This is a genomic window from Mammaliicoccus sp. L-M44 (genome assembly GCF_022386355.1).
Classification (GTDB): domain Bacteria; phylum Bacillota; class Bacilli; order Staphylococcales; family Staphylococcaceae; genus Mammaliicoccus; species Mammaliicoccus sciuri_A.
Genome location: NZ_JAJNIU010000003.1, coordinates 54276 through 74373 on the forward strand (window position 1 = coordinate 54276; position 20098 = coordinate 74373).

A 20098-nucleotide genomic window follows, 5' to 3' on the forward strand; every position below is an offset into this window, starting at 1 on the left:
TAGAAATGTTATAATTTAGACATTGGACATAAATTAATGGGGGCGTTAGAAGTGCATGTTGTTGTAGTAAGCGTAAACTATAAGACTGCAGATGTTGCAATGCGTGAAAAACTAGCTTTTAATGATCAAGAAATTGAGAATGCGCTTGTAACACTAAACAATCAAAAATCTATATTAGAATGTGTAATCTTATCGACTTGTAATAGAACTGAAGTATATGCTGTTGTAGATCAAATTCACACTGGTAAATATTATATTCAGTCATTTTTAGCAGATTGGTTTGATCAATCTTTAGATACAATTAAACAATATACAAATGTTTTAACTGAGAATGACGCAGTGGAACATTTATTCAGAGTAACTTCTGGATTAGACTCTATGGTTCTAGGAGAGACTCAAATTCTAGGTCAAATGAAAGACGCATTTCAAATTGCTCAAACAGAGGTTACAACCGGAACGATGTTTAACCGTCTGTTTAAACAAGCAATTACTTTAGCTAAACGTGCGCATCATGAGACTGATATTGCGTCAAATGCTGTTTCAGTTTCTTATGCAGCTGTTGAATTATCTAAAAAAGTTTTAGGTAAATTAGATAATAAGAAAGCATTAATCATTGGTGCAGGGGAAATGGCTGAGTTAGCTGTTGCGAATTTAAATGGTAGTGGCGTTAAAGACATCACTGTTTTAAACCGTACAGTAGCAAAAGCGGAATCTCTTGCGATGCAGTATAAAGGTGTAGCGAAAAGCATCAATGAATTACAATGTTCATTAATGGAAGCTGATATTGTGATCAGTTCTACTAGTGCGGAACATTATGTATTAACTAAAGATATGATGCGTGATGTAGAGCGTTTTAGAAGAAATAAGCCGTTAGTATTAATTGATATTGCGGTACCTAGAGATATAGACCCAGGTGTAAATGATTTAGATTCAATGTTTAATTATGACGTGGATGATTTAAACGGACTTGTTGATGCTAATTTAGCTGAACGTGAACAAGCAGCACGTGAAATTGAATTATTAATTGCTAAAGAAATTGATAAACACGATGAATGGGTAAATATGTTAGGTGTTGTGCCAATCATTACGGCATTAAGAGATAAAGCATCACATATACAACAAGATACAATGATGAGTGTTGAAAGAAAGCTTCCTGATATGACTGACAGAGAGCGTAAAGTTATTTCTAAACACATGAAGAGTATCGTCAATCAACTATTAAAAGATCCGATTACACAAGCAAAAGAATTATCAACGGACAAAAAATCAAAAGAAAAATTAGAATTATTCCAAGAAATCTTCAATATCTCAAGTGAAGTTGAGCGAATAAATGAAACTAAGAAAGAATTAAAACAAGATCAATTGTCTCCTAAAACAGTTGAATCTTAATACAAAATAATGGTGATGCTATGCAAGATGTAATTTCTGTACGTTTGCATGAAATAGTATTAATTATTTACATGATTTGTTTAGGGTGCTATTTTTATGACTTTATTCAAAAGAATTCTAAAGTTAGAAAGTTTGGGTATTATGCGCTAGGGATTGTTTGGATTTTTCAAACAATCTTTTTGTGCATGTATATTTTTACAACTAAACAATTCCCTGTACTTACAATTTTCGAAGGATTTTATTTTTATACATGGATGATTATCACTGTTTCATTAGTTTTAAATTATTTTAAATCCACAGATTTAACAGTCTTTATTATCAATTTGATTGGATTTGTATTTTTAGTTATTCATACATTTAGACCAGAACAGTATGACACAGAAAATACTGCTGCAAATATAATGAATGAATTACTTTTAATACATATTTCTTTAGCTATTTTAAGCTATGTTCTTTTTGCATTGAGTACATCACATGCAATTTTGTATTTGTTACAAAGAAAAAATTTAAAAGAGAAAAAATTTAATCAAAAGTTCTTTAGAATGGGCAGTATTGACCAATTAGAACAAAATGTATTTAGATTTACATTAGTAGGATTTTTAGTCTTATTAATTAGTTTAATACTTGGCATTCAATGGGGACTTATTATAATTGGTAGTGAAATATGGGTTGATAGTAAAGTAGTCGGTTCCTTAATTGTCTTACTACTTTATGGTATTTATTTATTTTTAAGAGTAAGAAAATCAATCAACACAAAAACGTTAGTTATAGCAAATATTATGATGTTTCTCGTGTGTATGATAAATTATTTGGTGGTCTCAAAATTTTCAGGATTTCATCAATGGTTTAACTAAACAATGGTGGAGGAAATTATGCGTAAAATTATTGTAGGTTCAAGAAAAAGTAAATTAGCTATGACGCAGAGTCAGCAATTTATAGATAAACTAAAAGAAAAACACCCAGATTTAGATATTGAAATTAAAGAAATCGTTACAAAAGGTGACAAAATTATTGATGTTCAATTATCTAAAGTTGGCGGTAAAGGATTATTCGTTAAGGAAATACAACAAGCATTATTCAATCATGAAATTGACTTTGCTATTCATTCCTTAAAAGATGTTCCAAGTGAATTACCTGATGAATTAACATTAGGATGTATTCCAGAACGTGAAAATCCATTTGATGCATATATCGCAAATAACCATGTCAAACTTGCAGATTTGAAACCAGGTAGTATTGTTGGTACAAGTTCATTAAGACGTGGTGCACAATTATTAGCAAAATATCCTCATTTAGAAATTAAGTGGATTCGTGGAAATATTGATACACGCTTAAATAAATTAGAAACTGAAGACTTCGATGCGATTATACTTGCTGCAGCTGGATTAAAACGTATGGGCTGGAGTGATGATATCGTTACTGAATATTTACAAGAAGATACGATGGTACCTGCTATAGGGCAAGGTGCACTAGGTATCGAATGTCGAAGTGATGATCAAGAATTATTAGATATTCTTAAATCAGTTCATGATGAGAATGTTGAAACATGTGTAACGTGTGAAAGAACATTCTTAAATGAAATGGATGGTAGTTGTAAAGTGCCAATAGCTGGTTACGCAACACTTGAAAATGATGAAATTTCATTTACAGGTTTAATCATGTCTCTAGACGGTAAAGAAAGATATGAATCAACAATAAAAGGAACTGACCCTGTTGAAATAGGTAAACAAGTTTCTGAAGAACTAAAAGCACAAGGTGCATATGAAATCATTAAGAAATTGAACGAAGAAGCATAATAAGGAGTCGTTAACATGAAGCCAATCATTGTGGTTACAAGTACAAGAACTGTTCAACGTGAAGATGTCGAAATTCGTCATTATCCGTTCATTGATATTGTTCCTATCAAATTTGAACAATCTTGTTTAAAACCACACTATGATTGGCTTATTTTTACGTCTGTAAATGCGATCAAAATATTTGAACCATATTTAAATCAAATAGAAGTCGATCGTATAGCAGTTATCGGTACAAAAACAAAAAAAGTAGCAGATCAGTACAACATCCCAGTGGATTTAATGCCAGATTCATTTACTCAAGAAGGTTTATTACATGAATTTAAAGATCAGTTCACAAATCAATCTATATTAATCCCGTGTAGTAAACAAGCTAGAGATAAACTGGCGAAAGAACTTATGAAATGGGATAATCAAGTACAAGTTCTGCATCTTTATGAGCCTGTTACAAATATAGAAAATGTTAGAAAAGTACATGAACTGATACAACAGCAAGAAATAACGCATGTTACTTTTTCAAGTTCATCAGCTGTTTCTAGTTATTTTGATAACTATAATCGAATTCCGGGCTCAGTTGAAGTTTATGTAATTGGTGCGATAACAGAGCGAAAGTTAAATACATATCATCAACCTTCTAAAGTAGCAGAAGAATACACATTAGAAGGCATGATAAATACAATTTTGAAAGAGGTAAAATCATGAAATTTGATAGACATAGAAGACTTAGATCATCTCAAGTAATGAGAAATATGGTGAAAGAAACGTATGTTCATAAATCAGATTTAATATATCCGATTTTTGTAATTGAAGAAGATAATATTAAAAACGAAATATCTTCAATGCCAGGTATTTATCAATTAAGTTTAAACTTATTAGAACAAGAGCTTAAAGAAGCTTATGATTTAGGCATTAGAGGTGTTATGTTCTTTGGTATACCAAATGAGAAAGATGCTTGTGGAACAGGTGCTTTTATTGATGATGGTATTATACAAAAAGCAACACGATTATCTAAAAGTAAATTCCCAGATATGTTAGTTGTTGCGGATACGTGTTTATGTGAATATACAGACCACGGACATTGCGGTGTAATAAACGAAGAAACAAAAGATGTAGATAACGATCAATCATTAGAATTACTTGTAAAAACAGCTGTATCACAAGCTAAAGCTGGGGCAGATATTATTGCGCCAAGTAATATGATGGACGGATTTGTCGCTGAAATTAGAGAGGGCTTAGATCAAGCCGGATTTATAAATATTCCTATTATGAGTTATGGTATTAAATACGCATCTAGTTTCTATGGTCCATTCAGAGAAGCAGCAGAAGGGGCACCTTCATTTGGTGATCGTAAGACTTATCAAATGGATCCAAGTAATCGATTAGAAGCATTCAGAGAATTAGAAAGTGATATTAAAGAAGGTTGCGACATGATGATTGTTAAACCAGCACTTAGCTATTTAGATATCATTAGAGATGTTCGTAATCGATCAGACTTACCAATTGTTGCATACAATGTAAGTGGAGAATACAGTATGACAAAAGCAGCTGCATTAAATGGCTGGATTGATGAAGAAAAAATCGTGATGGAACAAATGACGTCAATGAAACGTGCTGGAGCTGACATGATTATTACTTATTTTGCTAAAGATATTTGTAAATATTTAGACGGAGGAGACTACTAATATGAGATATGAACGTTCAATAAATGCCTATGGTGAAGCCGTAAATTTAATGCCAGGAGGCGTAAATAGTCCAGTACGTGCTTTTAAATCAGTAGATACACCACCGATTTTTATGGACCACGGACAAGGATCTAAAATTTATGATGTAGATGGTAATGAATACATTGATTATGTGTTAAGTTGGGGACCATTAATTCTAGGTCATACACATGAAAAAGTAAAAGCTGCATTACATGAAGCAGTTGATAAAGGAACTTCATTCGGTGCATCAACTGAACTTGAAAATAAAATGGCTAAACTTGTTATTGAACGTGTGCCATCTATTGAAATGGTAAGAATGGTTTCTTCAGGTACAGAAGCGACATTAGCTGCTTTACGTCTTGCTAGAGGATATACTGGCAGAAATAAGATATTGAAATTTGAAGGATGCTATCACGGTCATAGTGATTCATTATTGATTAAAGCAGGTTCTGGTGTTGCAACTTTAGGTTTACCAGATTCTCCTGGTGTACCAGAAGGCACAGCTAAAAATACTGTAACTGTACCATATAATGATATTGAAGCTGTAAAAGTTGCGTTTGAACACTTTGGTGAAGATATTGCAGGCGTTATAGTTGAACCAGTTGCTGGTAACATGGGCGTCGTGCCACCAGTTGAAGGCTTCTTAGAAGGTTTACGCGATATTACGAAAGAATATGGCTCATTACTTATTTTCGATGAAGTCATGACTGGATTTAGAGTTGGCTATAATTGTGCGCAAGGTTACTTTGGTGTAACACCTGATTTAACATGTTTAGGTAAAGTTATAGGTGGCGGACTACCAGTTGGAGCATTCGGTGGTAAGAGAGAAATTATGGAAGAAATAGCACCAGTCGGTAATGTATATCAAGCAGGTACACTTTCAGGTAACCCGTTAGCAATGACAAGTGGTTACGCAACACTAAGTGAATTAACTGAAGAAAGCTATCAATACTTTAATGAACTTGGAGATTTACTTGAAAAAGGTCTAAAAGAAGTGTTTGCGAAACATTCTGTTCCGATTACGGTTAATCGTGCAGGTTCAATGATCGGTTATTTCTTAAATGAAGGACCTGTAACTAACTTTGATGAAGCGAACTCATCAGATTTAGAACTATTCAGCAAAATGTATAGAGAAATGGCTCAAGAGGGCGTATTCTTACCACCTTCACAATTTGAAGGTACATTCCTATCTACTGCGCATACTAAAGAAGATATTGAAAAAACAATTCAAGCTTTTGATACAGCATTAGAAAGAATTACAAACGAATAAAACTTACCTCAAAATATAGAAACATAAATGATATAATCTTTTTGAGGTGTTAATCATGAATAGAAATAAATGGAACATTGTATTTGTATGCTTGTTAGCCATTATACTCGGTTTTGTGTTACAAAGTATTCACATGATATTACCTTGGATGTTTGGACCTATATTTGCGAGTTTAATATTGATTAAAGTATTAAAACGCACGATTAAATGGCCAGTATGGTTAGGTAATATCGGGTTATTGATATTAGGGATACAAATGGGCTCAACATTTACGCCTACTGTCCTTCATGATATTAAATATGAATGGCTACAAATTATATTAATGTCAGTATTTATCTTAATACTTGCGTTAATTGTATCAATAGCGTTTAGAAAAATTGCAAATGTGACTTTCGAAACGGCATTGTTAAGTGCAATTCCAGGTGCTTTAAGTCAGATGGTTATTATGGCTGAAGAAAATAAAAAAGCAGATTTGTTAATTGTTACACTGACACAAACATCTCGAATCATGTTTGTCGTAATATTAGTTCCAATTATTTCATCCATTTATGGTAATGATGGTACCGCGTCAGGACAAATTGAAAAGGCACCATCTATATTCACAGCGTTAGATTTCACAGGTCTATTTGTGCTACTAATCGGTATCATCGCTTTATATTTTATATTCTATAAATTGAAAGTGCCTGTGCCACAATTACTTGCACCGATATTTGTATTATTAGTATGGAATTTATATACGGGACAAATCTTTTCATTGGATTATCCAATCATTGTCGTTGCACAAGTATTATTTGGTATAAGAATTGGTGTTCAAATATCAGATTTAATCAATAATTTAACGAGAAAAACGATATTTGCTATCGCATTTCAAAATGTATCACTGATTATTGGTGCATTTGTACTAGTTTTTGTATTTGAGTTATTTATAGACGACAATATAAACGACTTATTCTTAAGTGCAGCACCTGGTGGTATGGCTCAAATTATCGTTGTAGCATTAGAAACTGGTGGAGATGTTGCGATGATATCAAGTTATCATATATTTAGGATATTCTTTATTCTGTTGATCGTTGCACCGTTAATTAAAATATTCTTAACAGCTCGAGCTAGAAAATATGGAAATTAAATTGAATCAATATTGACTTATATGGATTCTGCTTATATTATTAAAGTAATCGAATATTTATCAAGGAAGAGTAAATCATTGATTAATGATAGAGAGTGCATGGTTGGTGTAAATGCATATTAATGATGATTGAAGGTAGCCTTAAATTGAACGTTAATTGAAACTAAGTAGGTTAATGCGTGTGCGAGCGATAATCGTTAGAGTGCAATATAAGTGATTATATTGAATTTAGGTGGTACCACGGTTTAACCCGTCCTATTTATTAGGACGGGTTTTTTATATTATAAAGGGAGTGATTTTAATGGAAATGGAACCTAAGTATAACCCTAAAAAGGTTGAAGAAGGCCGTTATCAATTTTGGTTAGATCATAATTATTTCAAGCCAGGTGAAAATAAAGAAAAGGAAACATATACAATTGTTATTCCACCACCAAACGTAACAGGGAAGTTGCATTTAGGTCATGCATGGGATACGACTTTGCAAGATATTTTAACAAGAATGAAGAGAATGCAAGGCTATGACACATTGTATTTACCAGGTATGGACCATGCAGGTATTGCGACTCAAGCTAAAGTTGAAGGTAAGTTAAGAGAACAAGGTTTAACAAGACATGATTTAGGAAGAGAAAAATTCCTTGAGCATGCTTGGTCATGGAAAGAAGAATATGCTGACTTTATTAGAGCTCAATGGGCTAAATTAGGTTTAGGATTAGACTATAGCCGTGAACGTTTTACGTTAGATGAAGGCTTATCTCAAGCAGTTAAGAAAGTATTTGTTGATATGTATAACAAAGGTCTTATCTATCGTGGTGAAAGAATTATTAACTGGGATCCACAAACTAAAACAGCTATTTCTGATATTGAAGTTATTCACGAAGATATTACAGGTCATTTCTATCATATTAAATATCCTTTTAAAGACGGAGAAGGCGCAATTGAAATTGCAACGACACGTCCTGAAACGATGTTAGGTGATACAGCAATCGTTGTTAACCCAAATGATGATCGTTACAAACATTTAATTGGTAAATCCGTTATATTACCGATTATTGGCCGTGAATTACCGATTATTGGTGATGACTATGTTGATATTGAATTCGGTAGTGGTGCAATGAAAGTTACACCAGCTCATGACCCTAATGACTTCGAAATTGGTGAAAGACATCAACTTGAAAAAATCAATGTTATGAATGAAGACGGTACAATGAATGAGCTTGCTGGTAAATATAATGGTTTAGATCGTTTTGAATGCCGTAAACAATTAATCGAAGACCTAAAAGAAACTGGCGAATTAATCAAAATAGAAGAACATGTTCATTCTGTTGGTCACTCAGAAAGAAGTGGCGCAGTAGTAGAACCTTATTTATCTACACAATGGTTTGTTAAAATGGAACCATTAGCTAAACAAGCATTAGACAATCAAGATACAGATGGTCGTATTAATTTTGTACCAGAACGTTTTGAAGGAACATTCAATAGATGGATGGAAAACATTCGTGACTGGACAATTTCAAGACAATTATGGTGGGGTCATCAAATCCCAGCATGGTACCATAATGAAACAGGCGAAACTTACGTTGGTGAAGAACCTCCAGCAGATATCGAGAACTGGACTCAAGATGAAGATGTTCTAGATACATGGTTTAGTTCTGCATTATGGCCATTCTCAACATTAGGTTGGCCAGATGAAAACAATGAAGATTTCAAACGTTACTATCCAACTAATACGTTAGTAACAGGATATGATATTATATTCTTCTGGGTATCAAGAATGATTTTCCAAGGTCTAGAATTTACTGGTAAAAAGCCATTCAATGACGTTTTATTACATGGTTTAGTAAGAGCTGAAGATGGCCGTAAAATGAGTAAATCACTTGGTAACGGTGTTGACCCAATGGATGTAATTGATGAATATGGTGCAGATAGTTTAAGATACTTCTTAGCTACTGGTTCATCTCCAGGTCATGACTTACGCTATTCTACTGAAAAAGTTGAAGCGGTATGGAACTTTATCAATAAAATTTGGAATGCGTCTCGTTTCAGCATTATGAATATCGGTGAAGATTTCAAATTTGAAGATATAGATTTATCTGGTGAAAAATCAGTTGCAGATGAATGGATTCTTACACGTTTAAATGAAACAATTGCGAACGTTACGGATTTAAGTGATAAATATGAATTCGGTGAAGTTGGTCGTGTATTATATAACTTCATTTGGGATGAATTCTGTGATTGGTATATCGAAATGAGTAAAATACCAATGAATGGTGATGACGAAGCTAAAAAGCAAATGACACGTTCAGTATTGGCTTATACGTTAGATCAAACAATGCGTATGCTTCATCCATTAATGCCATTCGTAACAGAACATATTTGGCAAGCATTACCACATGAAGGTGAAACAATTATTCAAGCTTCATGGCCAGAAGTAAGACCAGAATTATCAAATGAAAATAGTAAAGTATCTATGCAACTATTAGTTGAAATCATTAAATCTGTAAGACAAGCACGTCGTGAAGTGAATACGCCAATGTCTAAAGAAGTACCAATTCACATTGAAGCTAAAGATGAAACAGTGAAAAAACAACTTTTAGACAATAAAGATTATTTAATGCGTTTCTGTAATCCAAGTGAGTTAGTAATTGATACGAAAGTTGATATACCAGAAAAAGCAATGACTGAAGTTGTATTTGGTGCGACAGTTGTATTACCTTTAGAAGGTTTAATTGACATGGATAAAGAAATAGAAAGACTTGAACAAGAACTTCAAAAATGGCAAAAAGAATTAGATCGTGTTAATAAAAAATTAAGCAATGAAAAATTCGTTGCAAATGCACCTGAAAAGATTATTAACGAAGAAAAAGATAAAAAAGTTAATTATCAAGAAAAATATGATGGTGTATTAGCAAGAATTGAACAACTGAAAGGCTAGGAAATCTTATGAATTATTTAGATAGTTTACACTGGATACATGAACGCACGAAGTTCGGTATTAAACCAGGCGTTAAAAGAATGAAGTGGATGCTCGACAAATTAGGTAATCCTGAAGAAAAGATTCAAGCAGTTCACGTAGTCGGTACAAATGGTAAAGGTTCAACTGTCAGTTATTTAAGAGAAGCCCTAGTAGCTAATAACTATGAAATCGGTACTTTCACATCGCCATTTATTGTCACTTTCAATGAAAGAATCAGTATTAATGGAACACCAATCACAGATGATGAATTGGTTGAGTTAGTTCAGATTGTTAAACCAATCTCTGAACGACTTGAATCTGAAACTGATTTAGGTCCAGCTACTGAATTTGAAATCATTACATTAATGATGTTTGTATATTTTGGTACAGTACATCCTGTAGACTTTGTTATCATCGAAGCGGGATTAGGTGCTTTAAATGATTCAACGAATGTATTTCAACCAATAATGACGGTGTTAACAAGTATTGGTTTAGATCATACGAATATTTTAGGCGATACGTATATGGATATTGCAAGAGAAAAAGCTGGTGTCATTAAACCAAGTGTTCCGCTTGTATATGCCATTAAGCCTAAAGATGCTTTACATTTCGTTAGAGAAGTAGTTGAGAAAAATTACAATAAAGGTCTAGAACTAGATCGCGATTTTCATGTACTGTCAGATGATACTGAATTTACGTATCGATATGGTAGTTATGAATTAGAAAACATTCAACTCAAAATGATAGGTCAACATCAGCATGAAAATGCTGCACTAGCGATTACAACGCTTATTGAAATGTATCAAAGAGGTATGATTCAATTAAACTTTAATACAATGATTGATGCGATAGAACATACAACATGGTCAGGTCGAATTGAAAAAGTTCAAGAAGAACCACTCATTTTAATAGACGGTGCCCATAATAGAGAAAGTATTGATGCGTTAGTAGATACATTAAAACAATACTATTCAGACAAAAAAATCGATGTATTATTTGCAGCAATAGATGGTAAGCCAATAGGGAAAATGATGAATAGCATAGAAGAAATAGCCAATAGATTTTATGTAACAACATTTGATTTTCCAAAAGCATTACCAATAGATGCAGTATACGATTATTTAGAGCACCACCATATTGAAAAAGTTCAAGACTATCCTCAATTTATTGAACAATACGACGGAGAATTACTCGTTGTAACAGGAAGTTTATACTTTATTAGTGAAGTAAGAAAATTATTTAAAGATTAATAAAAATGCCGGCAAATTCATCGACTTTGCCGGCATTTTTTTATGCATAGGTATGTTCTAATATTTTTTATGAAGAATTAATTATTGGATGTACTATCCTTATCTATTACAAAATTGTTATATATTTTATCATTAAATTCAATATCATGATAATTTTTTAATAAACGTTCTGTTTCATTAATTAATCGTGATAGTTCTTCATCAGATAATATATTTAAAGATTTTAGGTCTTCAAGTTCGGTACCTTCATGTACTAAACTTAAAATTTCTTCCGAAACATTATTTTTTTTTCAACTTATTCATTATGTAAGGTGTAAATAAAATATGCTCTGCATTTTCGATAGTTATGAGATTTAATCTAATTTGGTTAAATAGTCCATGCATTAGTCAATCTATATTTTAAATCATCTATCATATATCTCAATAACTTATATTTTTTAGGGTATTAAAACTTTATAAGAATTTTTAAAGTTAAACGATAGTATTAATAACGATTTTGTGACGTGCTGACGCCTGAGGGAATTGTATGAGTGAGAGACTACAGGCTCGAACCATACCCTAGGCAAGCATGCACGAACAAAATCGAAGATTTTTATATAATATTCAATATTTTCTGATAATAGTGTATGATGGTACTTATAAATAGGGGGGGATTAATTTGAAAGATATAGTTGGAAAATTTATAAGGTTCAAGAATCCTCATACATATGCTATATTGCTTTTCATTATTGCTATGAGTTGTTTACTGACTTATGTTATACCTTCTGGGGAATTTGACAGGAAGTCTGTTAATGACCGGGAAGAGGTTGTTTCGGGTACATATCATTTAGTAGATAGTGAACCTTCTGGCTTTTTAGAAATATTTAGATCAATACCTGAAGGATTAATCAGTGGTGCTGATATTATCTTTTACATATTTTTAGTTGGTGGTGCATTTGGCATTATTCATAAGACAGGTGCCATTACCAATGGCGTTAATGCCGCGATGAATAAGCTTGGTAAAAACGGTAAGTTAATGATTCCACTAACGATGTTCATTTTTTCATTGCTTGGTTTCTCTATAGGTTTAGCTGAAGAGACGATTATTTTTGTTCCAATCGGTATAGCGATTGCTAGAGCGGTCGGATATGATGCAATGACAGGTGCTGCAATGATTATCATGGGTGCTGCTGCTGGCTTTCTAGGCGGAATGCTCAACCCATTTACAGTTGGTGTTGCTCAACAGATTGCAGAAATTCCACTTTTTTCTGGATGGGAATTTAGAACAATTATTTATATTTGTGTATTAATTGTAGGTATTGCATACGTTATGTTTTACGCTCGAAAAGTTAAAAAGAATCCAAAGAAAAGTTTAGTATACGAGTTAGAGCAACAAGAAAAAGATCAAATCAAACCACAAGAAGAAATTGGTAGATTTACAAAGCGACAAATGTTTTGTTTAATTTTATTAGTCAGTGCAATATGTTTTAACGTATTTGGCATTTTTACATTTGGTTGGTCATTTAATGAAATGAGTGCCAATTTCTTACTAGTCGGATTATTGGCAGGTTTTATTGCTGGTCTAGGTTTTAACGGTACTTTCGATGCATTAATCGAGGGTATGCAGTCTATTTTATTTGGAGCATTAATTGTTGGCTTCGCTAAAGCAATCGTCGTTGTATTAGAAAATGGTAAAATTATCGACACAATTGTTTATTATTTAACAAATACAATTCAAGATTTACCAGCAAGTATTACGGTAGGGATGATGTTTATCATACAAATGGTCCTGAACTTCTTTATCCCATCTGGTTCTGGTCAAGCAATGACAACAATGCCGTTAATGGTGCCAATTTCTGATTTATTGAATATCAATAGACAAATGGCTGTACTTGCCTTCCAATATGGTGATGCAGTAAGTAATAGTATTTTCCCAACATCAGCTTCGTTAATGGGTGGATTAGCTGTAGCAGGTATTTCTTATACAACTTGGGTTAAATTTATTTGGAAGTTATTATTACTTTGGGTAGTTATATGTTTAGTTGGTATTTTTATCGCGTTAGCCCTAGGTTATTAAAATTTTAAAAATTATACAAAACTTGAAAAACACATGCTATCTTTAGATGTTTTTCAAGTTTTTTTAATGGATTTATAAAGCGTTTAAAAGTATTAGAACTATTTACTAACAAAATGCGATTATAAATATTGAGGTGTTATTTGGTATATTAATTAATATCAAAAAGGAGTTAAAAACATGTTCAAAATGTTTATATTCGGTGCAATCATTGCAAGTTATATGTATCAACTTACGGGTGTGAAGAAAGTGAACTTTCATTTGTTAACGAAGCGTTCTGTTTGTGAATCCTGTTTTACATCACTTAAACCGATAGATTTAATACCCATTGTAAGTTATGTAGCATTACGCGGTAAATGTCGTTATTGTAAGAAGGATATTCCAATAAGTTTATTAATTTGTGAAGTCCTTTTAGGCATACTATTTCTTATTCCCATTCTTTCAACAGTTCAACTAAATCCTCTTTTGTATTACTTCTTAATTATCTTTTTAATACCTTTATCTATTTATGATTTTCATCATTTTGTCATTCCGAATCATATGCTCATTATTATATTAGTATGTAGCATTTATTTATTTGAAATAACGCGAGAACAAATTTTTTACGCACTGTTTATCATATTAATTTTGCATACATTATATTTCATATCAAGGGGAGGGCTAGGTTATGGAGATATTAAATTATTTTCGTTACTAAGTTTAATTTTGACGATATCACATTTTATATTATGTTTTATGTTTACTTTTATATTTGCGGGTGTATTGATCACACTTTATGTATGTATCACACGAAATAAAATTCAAAAAGTACCACTCGTTCCTTTTATGACACTTGCAGTTATATTTGTACAATTATTCCAAATTCAACTTAATGATTATTTTTTAGGAGGCTACTATGGTTATTAAAATTAAAGATTTACAACATGAAGATAAACCGAGAGAAAGACTCAAATCATATGGTCCAGATAAATTAACAAATAGAGAACTATTGGCGATCATTATTAATTCAGGAAGCAAACAATACTCCAGTCTAGAATGTGCGAATAAAGTATTAAATTTAGTTGAAAATACTAGAGAGCTAAGACATTTAACGTTATCTGAATTGCTAAGTGTTAATGGCATTGGGGAATCTAGGGCAATTACAATTCTAGCAGTTATTGAATTAGCTAAAAGAATGCATAGCAATACTGTTCTCGACAAAGTAGAAATCAATGAACCACAAGATGTTGCAGATTATTTAATGGAAAAATTAAGATATTTAAAGCAAGAACACTTTGTCGCTTTATTATTAAATACAAAGAATCAAATTATACATGAACAATCGATTTTTATTGGATCGTTAAATATGGCAGTTGTTCATCCGAGAGATTTATTAAGAGAGGCAGTTAAGCATTCTGCCGCTTCAATTGTCATTGCACATAATCATCCAAGTGGTGATCCGACGCCATCATTAGAAGATATTAAAACAACAAAGCGAATTTTATATTGTTGTGATTTAATGGGTATCGATTTATTAGATCATATTATCATTGGTGATGGAGAATTTATTAGCATATTTGAAAATGACTATATCATGCGTGAAGACTTAGAAATTAATAATATAACTGAATGATTCAATGTTATAATGTAATTAAAAATGAGTAAGGAGTTTTTATTTTGCAAATCATAACGTTCATATTTGTCGTATTACCGTTACTATTTATCATTTCTTTATTTCAACGTAAGAAAAAGCGACCAATTGTTAGAAAAGACTATGGCATCACGTTGGTGTTAGGCATCATTGGTGTTTTCTTAGCATCCATTATTATTACTTTAACAAAAGATGGTTCTGCACTTTCAATGAATTTAATACTTGGTTCAATTGTGGCAGGAATTGCTTGGGGTATTCTCGTTTCAATTACATTATTCATTTTAAACAAAATATTAAACAAATAAATAAAATTGTAAATTTTCGGATATTATATTGACAATAATTTTTGAAAAGGCTATCATTAATTTAAATTTATGAGAGAGGAGGTAGTGACTTATGAGAAACATCAGAAGAAGATTTTATAAACAAACAACATCATACATCACTACCCCTACGTTAAATATGAAGCATTAGGGAGTAGTATATTCACTTCCTTTAGAATGTATTTTAAGCACACGCTTTCTTTAAGGATGCGTGTGCTTTTTTGTGTTTAATGTTAGGGGTTAAGGGGGGACAACATGTTTCAAGCAATTAAAAAGTTAATGTGGTTTTTTAAAGATCATTGGAAGAGATATTCGATTGCAATTATTCTATTGCTAATTGCGAACGTTGTAGAAGTATTGCCACCATGGATAGTAGGGCAGACTATAGATAAGATAAGTGACCATTCTTTGACTGAACAAATATATCATCAATTAGTAATTATATTTATAATTGTATTAATTTTAGCTTATATCGTGAATTATATTTGGAGAACTCTAATCTTTTCAGGTTCTCAAATACTTGAATCAATTATGAGACGTAAACTGATGCAAAAATTTTTATCTATGAGTCCAACATTTTTTGAGAAAAATCGAACTGGAGATTTAATGGCGAAGTCTACAAACGATTTGAATCAAATTAGAAATACTGCAGGGATAGGGATTTTAACTTTAATCGATTCTACGACATTTATGGGAACGATTATATTAACGATGGGTATTACAGTGTCATGGAAACTTACTTTATGTGCACTGATTCCATTACCTTTACTAGCCATATTAGAAATTGAATTAGGTAAAAGAATCCATAAACGATATTTAATATCACAAAAATCATTTGGTGATATGAATGATAGTGTACTTGAATCTATTGAAGGTGTACGTGTCACAAGAGCGTATGTTCAAGAAGATAAACTCAACAAAGATTTTAAAAATATGACTGAAAGTGTCGTAGAAAAATTTATGAATGTTGAAAAGATGGATGCATTTTTTCAACCAATAACGATTATTATAACGGCTATGAGTCAAGTTATCGGAATAGGTTATGGAGCCTTTCTCGTTAACAGTGGAGAAATGACAATCGGTGGTCTGATTTCATTTACCGTATATTTAAATATGCTCGTATGGCCAATGTTTTCAGTTGGTATTTTGATAAATATTATGCAAAGAGGAAATGCGTCTATAGATCGTGTTGAAGAAACTTTAAATGAAGTGGAAACAGTAATTGATTTAGAAAATAAAGGCATACCTTCACATGATATAGGTATGAATTCCGTTGTATTTAAATATCCATCGAGCGAATCCATTAACTTAAACAACATCAATATCATACTAGGTAAAGGTGAAACTTTAGGTATTGTTGGTGCAACTGGTTCTGGTAAAACAACGTTAATCAAACAAATTTTGAAAGAATATCCTACTGGTGATGGAGAAATCGTACTTGGAGATACTAATATTAATCAAATTTCAAAAAGTGATTTAAGAAGTTTAATTGGTTATGTATCACAAGAAAATATATTATTCTCTAGATCTATTAGAGATAACATTAGATTTGGTAAATCGGATGCTACTGATAATGAAATCGAAGAAGCGATCAAATTAGCATATTTTGAAAAAGATATCGAACGTTTACCTCAAGGATTAGAAACATTAGTAGGAGAAAAAGGTATAGCTATTTCTGGAGGTCAAAAACAAAGAATAGCGATTGCTAGAGCATTGATTATGGATCCTAAAATATTAATTTTAGATGATGCACTATCGGCTGTTGATGCAAAAACTGAAAAGAAAATTATACAAAACATACAAAAGTATAGACAAGGTAAAACAACCATTATTGCGACACATCGATTATCTGGTGTTAAACATGCAAATCAAATTGTTGTAATGGACCATGGTGAAATCACAGAGTCAGGAACGCATGACCAATTACTCCAATTGAATGGTTGGTATAAATCTCAATTTGAAAGACAACGGTTGAAGGAGGTGTATAGCAAGTGAGTATTATAAATCAACTCTTTCCATTTGTTAGCAAATATAAGAAAAGATTCATCATTGGAATTGTTATTTTAATTGGAGCAGTGGGGTTTGAATTATTAGGTCCATTGGTCGCGATGTATATTATTGATCATTATGTTAAAACATCTGCTTCACAAATTATACAATTACGACCAGTGCTACTATTATTGAGTTTGTTCTTTGTAGTGTCACTTATTCATGCAATATTAAGTTATTTTCAAACACTCGTTCTTCAACGTGCTGGCTCAGATGTTATTAAAGAGTTAAGAATTAAGCTCTTTGAACACGTTCAAAAGTTGCCGATAAAATACTTTGATAATTTACCAGCTGGAAAAGTAGTAGCTAGAATAACGAATGATACACAAATGATACTCGAACTATTCACTGTTATATTACCAAACTTTATTTCGGCTTTTATCACGATGATAGGTGTCATTATTGCGATATTCTTTATTAATATTAAAATTGGATTTGTCGCACTTATAACAATACCTTTCGTTATACTTTGGTTATTGTGGTACAAAAAAGTAACAGGTAAATACAACTATGTCATTCGAGAAAAAAACAGTGATATGAATGCACTTATCAATGAATCTATAAATGGTATGAATATCATTCAAGCATTTAAACAAGAAAAACAAATTATGAATGATTTCGATGAAATGAATCAAGCGTATTTAAACAATTATAAGAAAATTATACAATTTGATTCACTGACAGAACATAATTTGTTAAGTACGATTAGAAGTATTGTGTTTTTAATGTTGATTGTCGTATTTGGAACACAATTTCTAAATTCTTCAGTCGCAATTTCAGTCGGTACGTTATATATACTTGTAAATTATATAACAAGATTGTTTGATCCATTGTTTGGTGTATTAAATGTATTGGGGCAATTAGAACAAGCAAGAGTTTCTTGCGTAAGAGTATTTGAAATGATGAATGTATCTGAAGAAAAGATGCCAGAACTTAAAATTCAGCTGCCTGAAAAAATAGAAGGTCATGTTCATTTTAAGGATGTATCGTTTGCTTATAATGAAGGTGAATATGTATTGGAAAATATCAATTTAGAAGTCGAAAAAGGACAGACAATTGCGTTAGTTGGACATACAGGATCAGGGAAAAGTTCTATCATGAATTTACTATTCAGATTCTATGATCCTACTGATGGAACAATTGAAATTGATGATGTACCGACCATTAAGACTGATAAAAGAGATATGCGTAAACATATGGGCATTGTATTACAAGACCCATACTTATATACAGGGACTATTTTATCCAACATTACATTAGATGATCCTAAAGTAACACGAGAGAAAGGTGTTGAAAGTTTAAATGCAGTAGGTGGAGATAGAGTGTTAGAACACTTTAAAAAAGGTATTGATGAACCAGTTATTGAAAGAGGTCGTACATTAAGTTCTGGACAACGACAAATTATATCATTTGCGAGAGCACTTGCATTTGATCCGGAAATTTTGATTTTAGATGAAGCGACATCAAGTATTGATTCTGAAACGGAAGAAATTATACAAAAAGCAATGACTGTGTTGTCTAAAGGGCGAACATCATTTATTATTGCACACCGACTTTCAACAATTAAGAATGCTGATCAAATTATTGTTCTTGATAAAGGTCGCATCATTGAAAAAGGCAATCATGATGAGTTAATCAAGTTAGAAGGACAATATTACAAAATGTATCAAATGCAGTCTTTATCAGATTAATCATGCTAAACAAAAACAATGGCCTGGGATACATTATCCCAGGCCATTGTTTTATATTTTTTAAACTCATCATTGCGGTCACATAAAGTAAAGTACGCCTTGATATATGAAGTAAATAACTAAAGCGATGATTGCTAATTTTATTACTACTCTTAATAATCCAACGAAAAATCTAAAAAAGATAATTAAAAACAAGATAGCTAAAAATATATATATTAATTCCAAATTTATCACCTCTTGAATTCATTATAAAGAATAAACTCATTAAATACATCAGACTACAGAATGATTAAAGGTTTAGGTCTAAAGCCCGATGATGTTATTTGAGCAATTTTCGTATAATATAAATGAATGAGAGGTGTCTATAATTTTGAGATGGTTATTTAGATTAATTAGAAATTTATTAGCGTTATTAGCAATTGTCATTATCATTGTTATTGTATATAGAAACGTACCAGCATTGAGTGATTTAAACCCATTTGATAATAGTAATGAACAAACAACTGAAGAAATGGCTCCACAACATGCAAATGCAACTTATAAAATTGAAGATAATCCATTGTTACAAAATGTGCCATTAGGTCAAACTAAACAAGCATTTAATTGGATCAATAAAAGTGAATTCATGGATGTTTCAGGACTAGAACGTATGGGATATGACGACAACTATGTTGCTGGGCAAAGAGGAACAGAGTATATCTTGTATAAATTTGGTGAACCAAAGATGTATGTTTATCAAACAGAGCAAGATTTAATGAATGATTTAAGTGCTATGCACTCAAATATAGAATTATTACCTAAAACTGCATATTAAATTTTTATTTCGGCAGTCTCTTACTTTATTTAAAGTGCTGTGTAGGCTAAAATA

The 20098-nt window shown here is 31.9% G+C and carries 18 protein-coding genes and 1 other annotated feature; of the genes, 16 read left to right on the forward strand and 2 right to left on the reverse strand.

The window, feature by feature from the left end:
- Window positions 1–51: 51 nt before the first annotated feature.
- The 9 genes from hemA (at window position 52) to LQ611_RS02320 (ending at window position 11484) form a co-directional block, all read left to right on the forward strand.
- Window positions 52–1389, forward strand: a complete 1338-nt coding sequence (gene hemA / locus LQ611_RS02280; RefSeq protein ID WP_103360777.1) for a glutamyl-tRNA reductase — start codon at window positions 52–54, stop codon at window positions 1387–1389.
- A 20-nt stretch (window positions 1390–1409) separates the two neighbouring features.
- Window positions 1410–2243, forward strand: a complete 834-nt coding sequence (locus tag LQ611_RS02285) for a cytochrome C assembly family protein (protein WP_025904287.1) — start codon at window positions 1410–1412, stop codon at window positions 2241–2243.
- Window positions 2244–2261: 18 nt separating this feature from the next.
- The gene (gene hemC / locus LQ611_RS02290) at window positions 2262–3185 is read left to right on the forward strand and encodes a hydroxymethylbilane synthase (protein ID WP_210142518.1); all 924 of its coding nucleotides are present in this window, start codon (window positions 2262–2264) and stop codon (window positions 3183–3185) included.
- A gap of 15 nt (window positions 3186–3200) precedes the next feature.
- Window positions 3201–3884, forward strand: a complete 684-nt coding sequence (locus LQ611_RS02295; RefSeq protein WP_025904285.1) for a uroporphyrinogen-III synthase — start codon at window positions 3201–3203, stop codon at window positions 3882–3884.
- Entirely contained in the window at window positions 3881–4864 is a 984-nt protein-coding gene (gene hemB / locus LQ611_RS02300; RefSeq protein ID WP_025904284.1) for a porphobilinogen synthase, read from the forward strand. Before LQ611_RS02295 ends, hemB begins: the two co-directional genes overlap by 4 nt.
- Window position 4865: 1 nt before the next feature.
- Window positions 4866–6155 carry a glutamate-1-semialdehyde 2,1-aminomutase gene (hemL, locus tag LQ611_RS02305; protein ID WP_025904283.1) on the forward strand — a complete coding sequence of 430 codons (1290 nt, stop codon included), beginning with the start codon at window positions 4866–4868 and terminating at the stop codon, window positions 6153–6155.
- A gap of 55 nt (window positions 6156–6210) precedes the next feature.
- On the forward strand, window positions 6211–7281 hold the full coding sequence (locus LQ611_RS02310; protein WP_239709319.1) for an AbrB family transcriptional regulator: 1071 nt from the start codon (window positions 6211–6213) through the stop codon (window positions 7279–7281).
- Between the two features lie 48 nt (window positions 7282–7329).
- Window positions 7330–7542, forward strand: a binding site (T-box leader).
- Between the two features lie 40 nt (window positions 7543–7582).
- A complete protein-coding gene (locus LQ611_RS02315; RefSeq protein WP_103360776.1) occupies window positions 7583–10213 on the forward strand; it encodes a valine--tRNA ligase in 2631 nt (876 codons plus the stop codon).
- A gap of 8 nt (window positions 10214–10221) precedes the next feature.
- Window positions 10222–11484, forward strand: coding sequence for a bifunctional folylpolyglutamate synthase/dihydrofolate synthase (locus LQ611_RS02320; RefSeq protein ID WP_025904280.1), 1263 nt, complete (start codon window positions 10222–10224; stop codon window positions 11482–11484).
- Between the two features lie 77 nt (window positions 11485–11561).
- Here LQ611_RS02320 and LQ611_RS14100 read toward each other — a convergent pair whose 3' ends face one another.
- Both LQ611_RS14100 and LQ611_RS14250 read right to left on the reverse strand, forming a co-directional pair.
- Entirely contained in the window at window positions 11562–11750 is a 189-nt protein-coding gene (locus tag LQ611_RS14100) for a hypothetical protein (protein ID WP_259341146.1), read from the reverse strand.
- A 13-nt stretch (window positions 11751–11763) separates the two neighbouring features.
- On the reverse strand, window positions 11764–11868 hold the full coding sequence (locus tag LQ611_RS14250; RefSeq protein ID WP_275590312.1) for a DUF3969 family protein: 105 nt from the start codon (window positions 11866–11868) through the stop codon (window positions 11764–11766).
- A gap of 274 nt (window positions 11869–12142) precedes the next feature.
- Here LQ611_RS14250 and LQ611_RS02330 point away from each other — a divergent pair, with 274 nt between their 5' ends.
- The 7 genes from LQ611_RS02330 to LQ611_RS02360 all read left to right on the forward strand — a co-directional run bounded on the left by LQ611_RS02330 (window position 12143) and on the right by LQ611_RS02360 (window position 20044).
- On the forward strand, window positions 12143–13540 hold the full coding sequence (locus LQ611_RS02330; RefSeq protein WP_025904278.1) for a YfcC family protein: 1398 nt from the start codon (window positions 12143–12145) through the stop codon (window positions 13538–13540).
- Window positions 13541–13717: 177 nt separating this feature from the next.
- A complete protein-coding gene (locus tag LQ611_RS02335) occupies window positions 13718–14443 on the forward strand; it encodes a prepilin peptidase (RefSeq protein WP_103360775.1) in 726 nt (241 codons plus the stop codon).
- Window positions 14433–15149 (forward strand): RadC family protein, encoded by a 717-nt coding sequence (gene radC / locus LQ611_RS02340; protein WP_103360774.1) that lies wholly within the window; start codon window positions 14433–14435, stop codon window positions 15147–15149. The genes LQ611_RS02335 and radC overlap by 11 nt, the downstream gene beginning before the upstream one ends.
- 44 nt (window positions 15150–15193) lie before the next feature.
- On the forward strand, window positions 15194–15472 hold the full coding sequence (locus LQ611_RS02345) for a hypothetical protein (RefSeq protein WP_210142523.1): 279 nt from the start codon (window positions 15194–15196) through the stop codon (window positions 15470–15472).
- A gap of 273 nt (window positions 15473–15745) precedes the next feature.
- Complete coding sequence (locus LQ611_RS02350) at window positions 15746–17485, forward strand: ABC transporter ATP-binding protein (RefSeq protein WP_103360772.1); 1740 nt, start codon at window positions 15746–15748, stop codon at window positions 17483–17485.
- Complete coding sequence (locus LQ611_RS02355) at window positions 17482–19230, forward strand: ABC transporter ATP-binding protein (RefSeq protein WP_103360771.1); 1749 nt, start codon at window positions 17482–17484, stop codon at window positions 19228–19230. Before LQ611_RS02350 ends, LQ611_RS02355 begins: the two co-directional genes overlap by 4 nt.
- A gap of 370 nt (window positions 19231–19600) precedes the next feature.
- Window positions 19601–20044, forward strand: a complete 444-nt coding sequence (locus LQ611_RS02360; RefSeq protein WP_025904271.1) for a DUF4930 family protein — start codon at window positions 19601–19603, stop codon at window positions 20042–20044.
- Window positions 20045–20098: the final 54 nt, after the last annotated feature.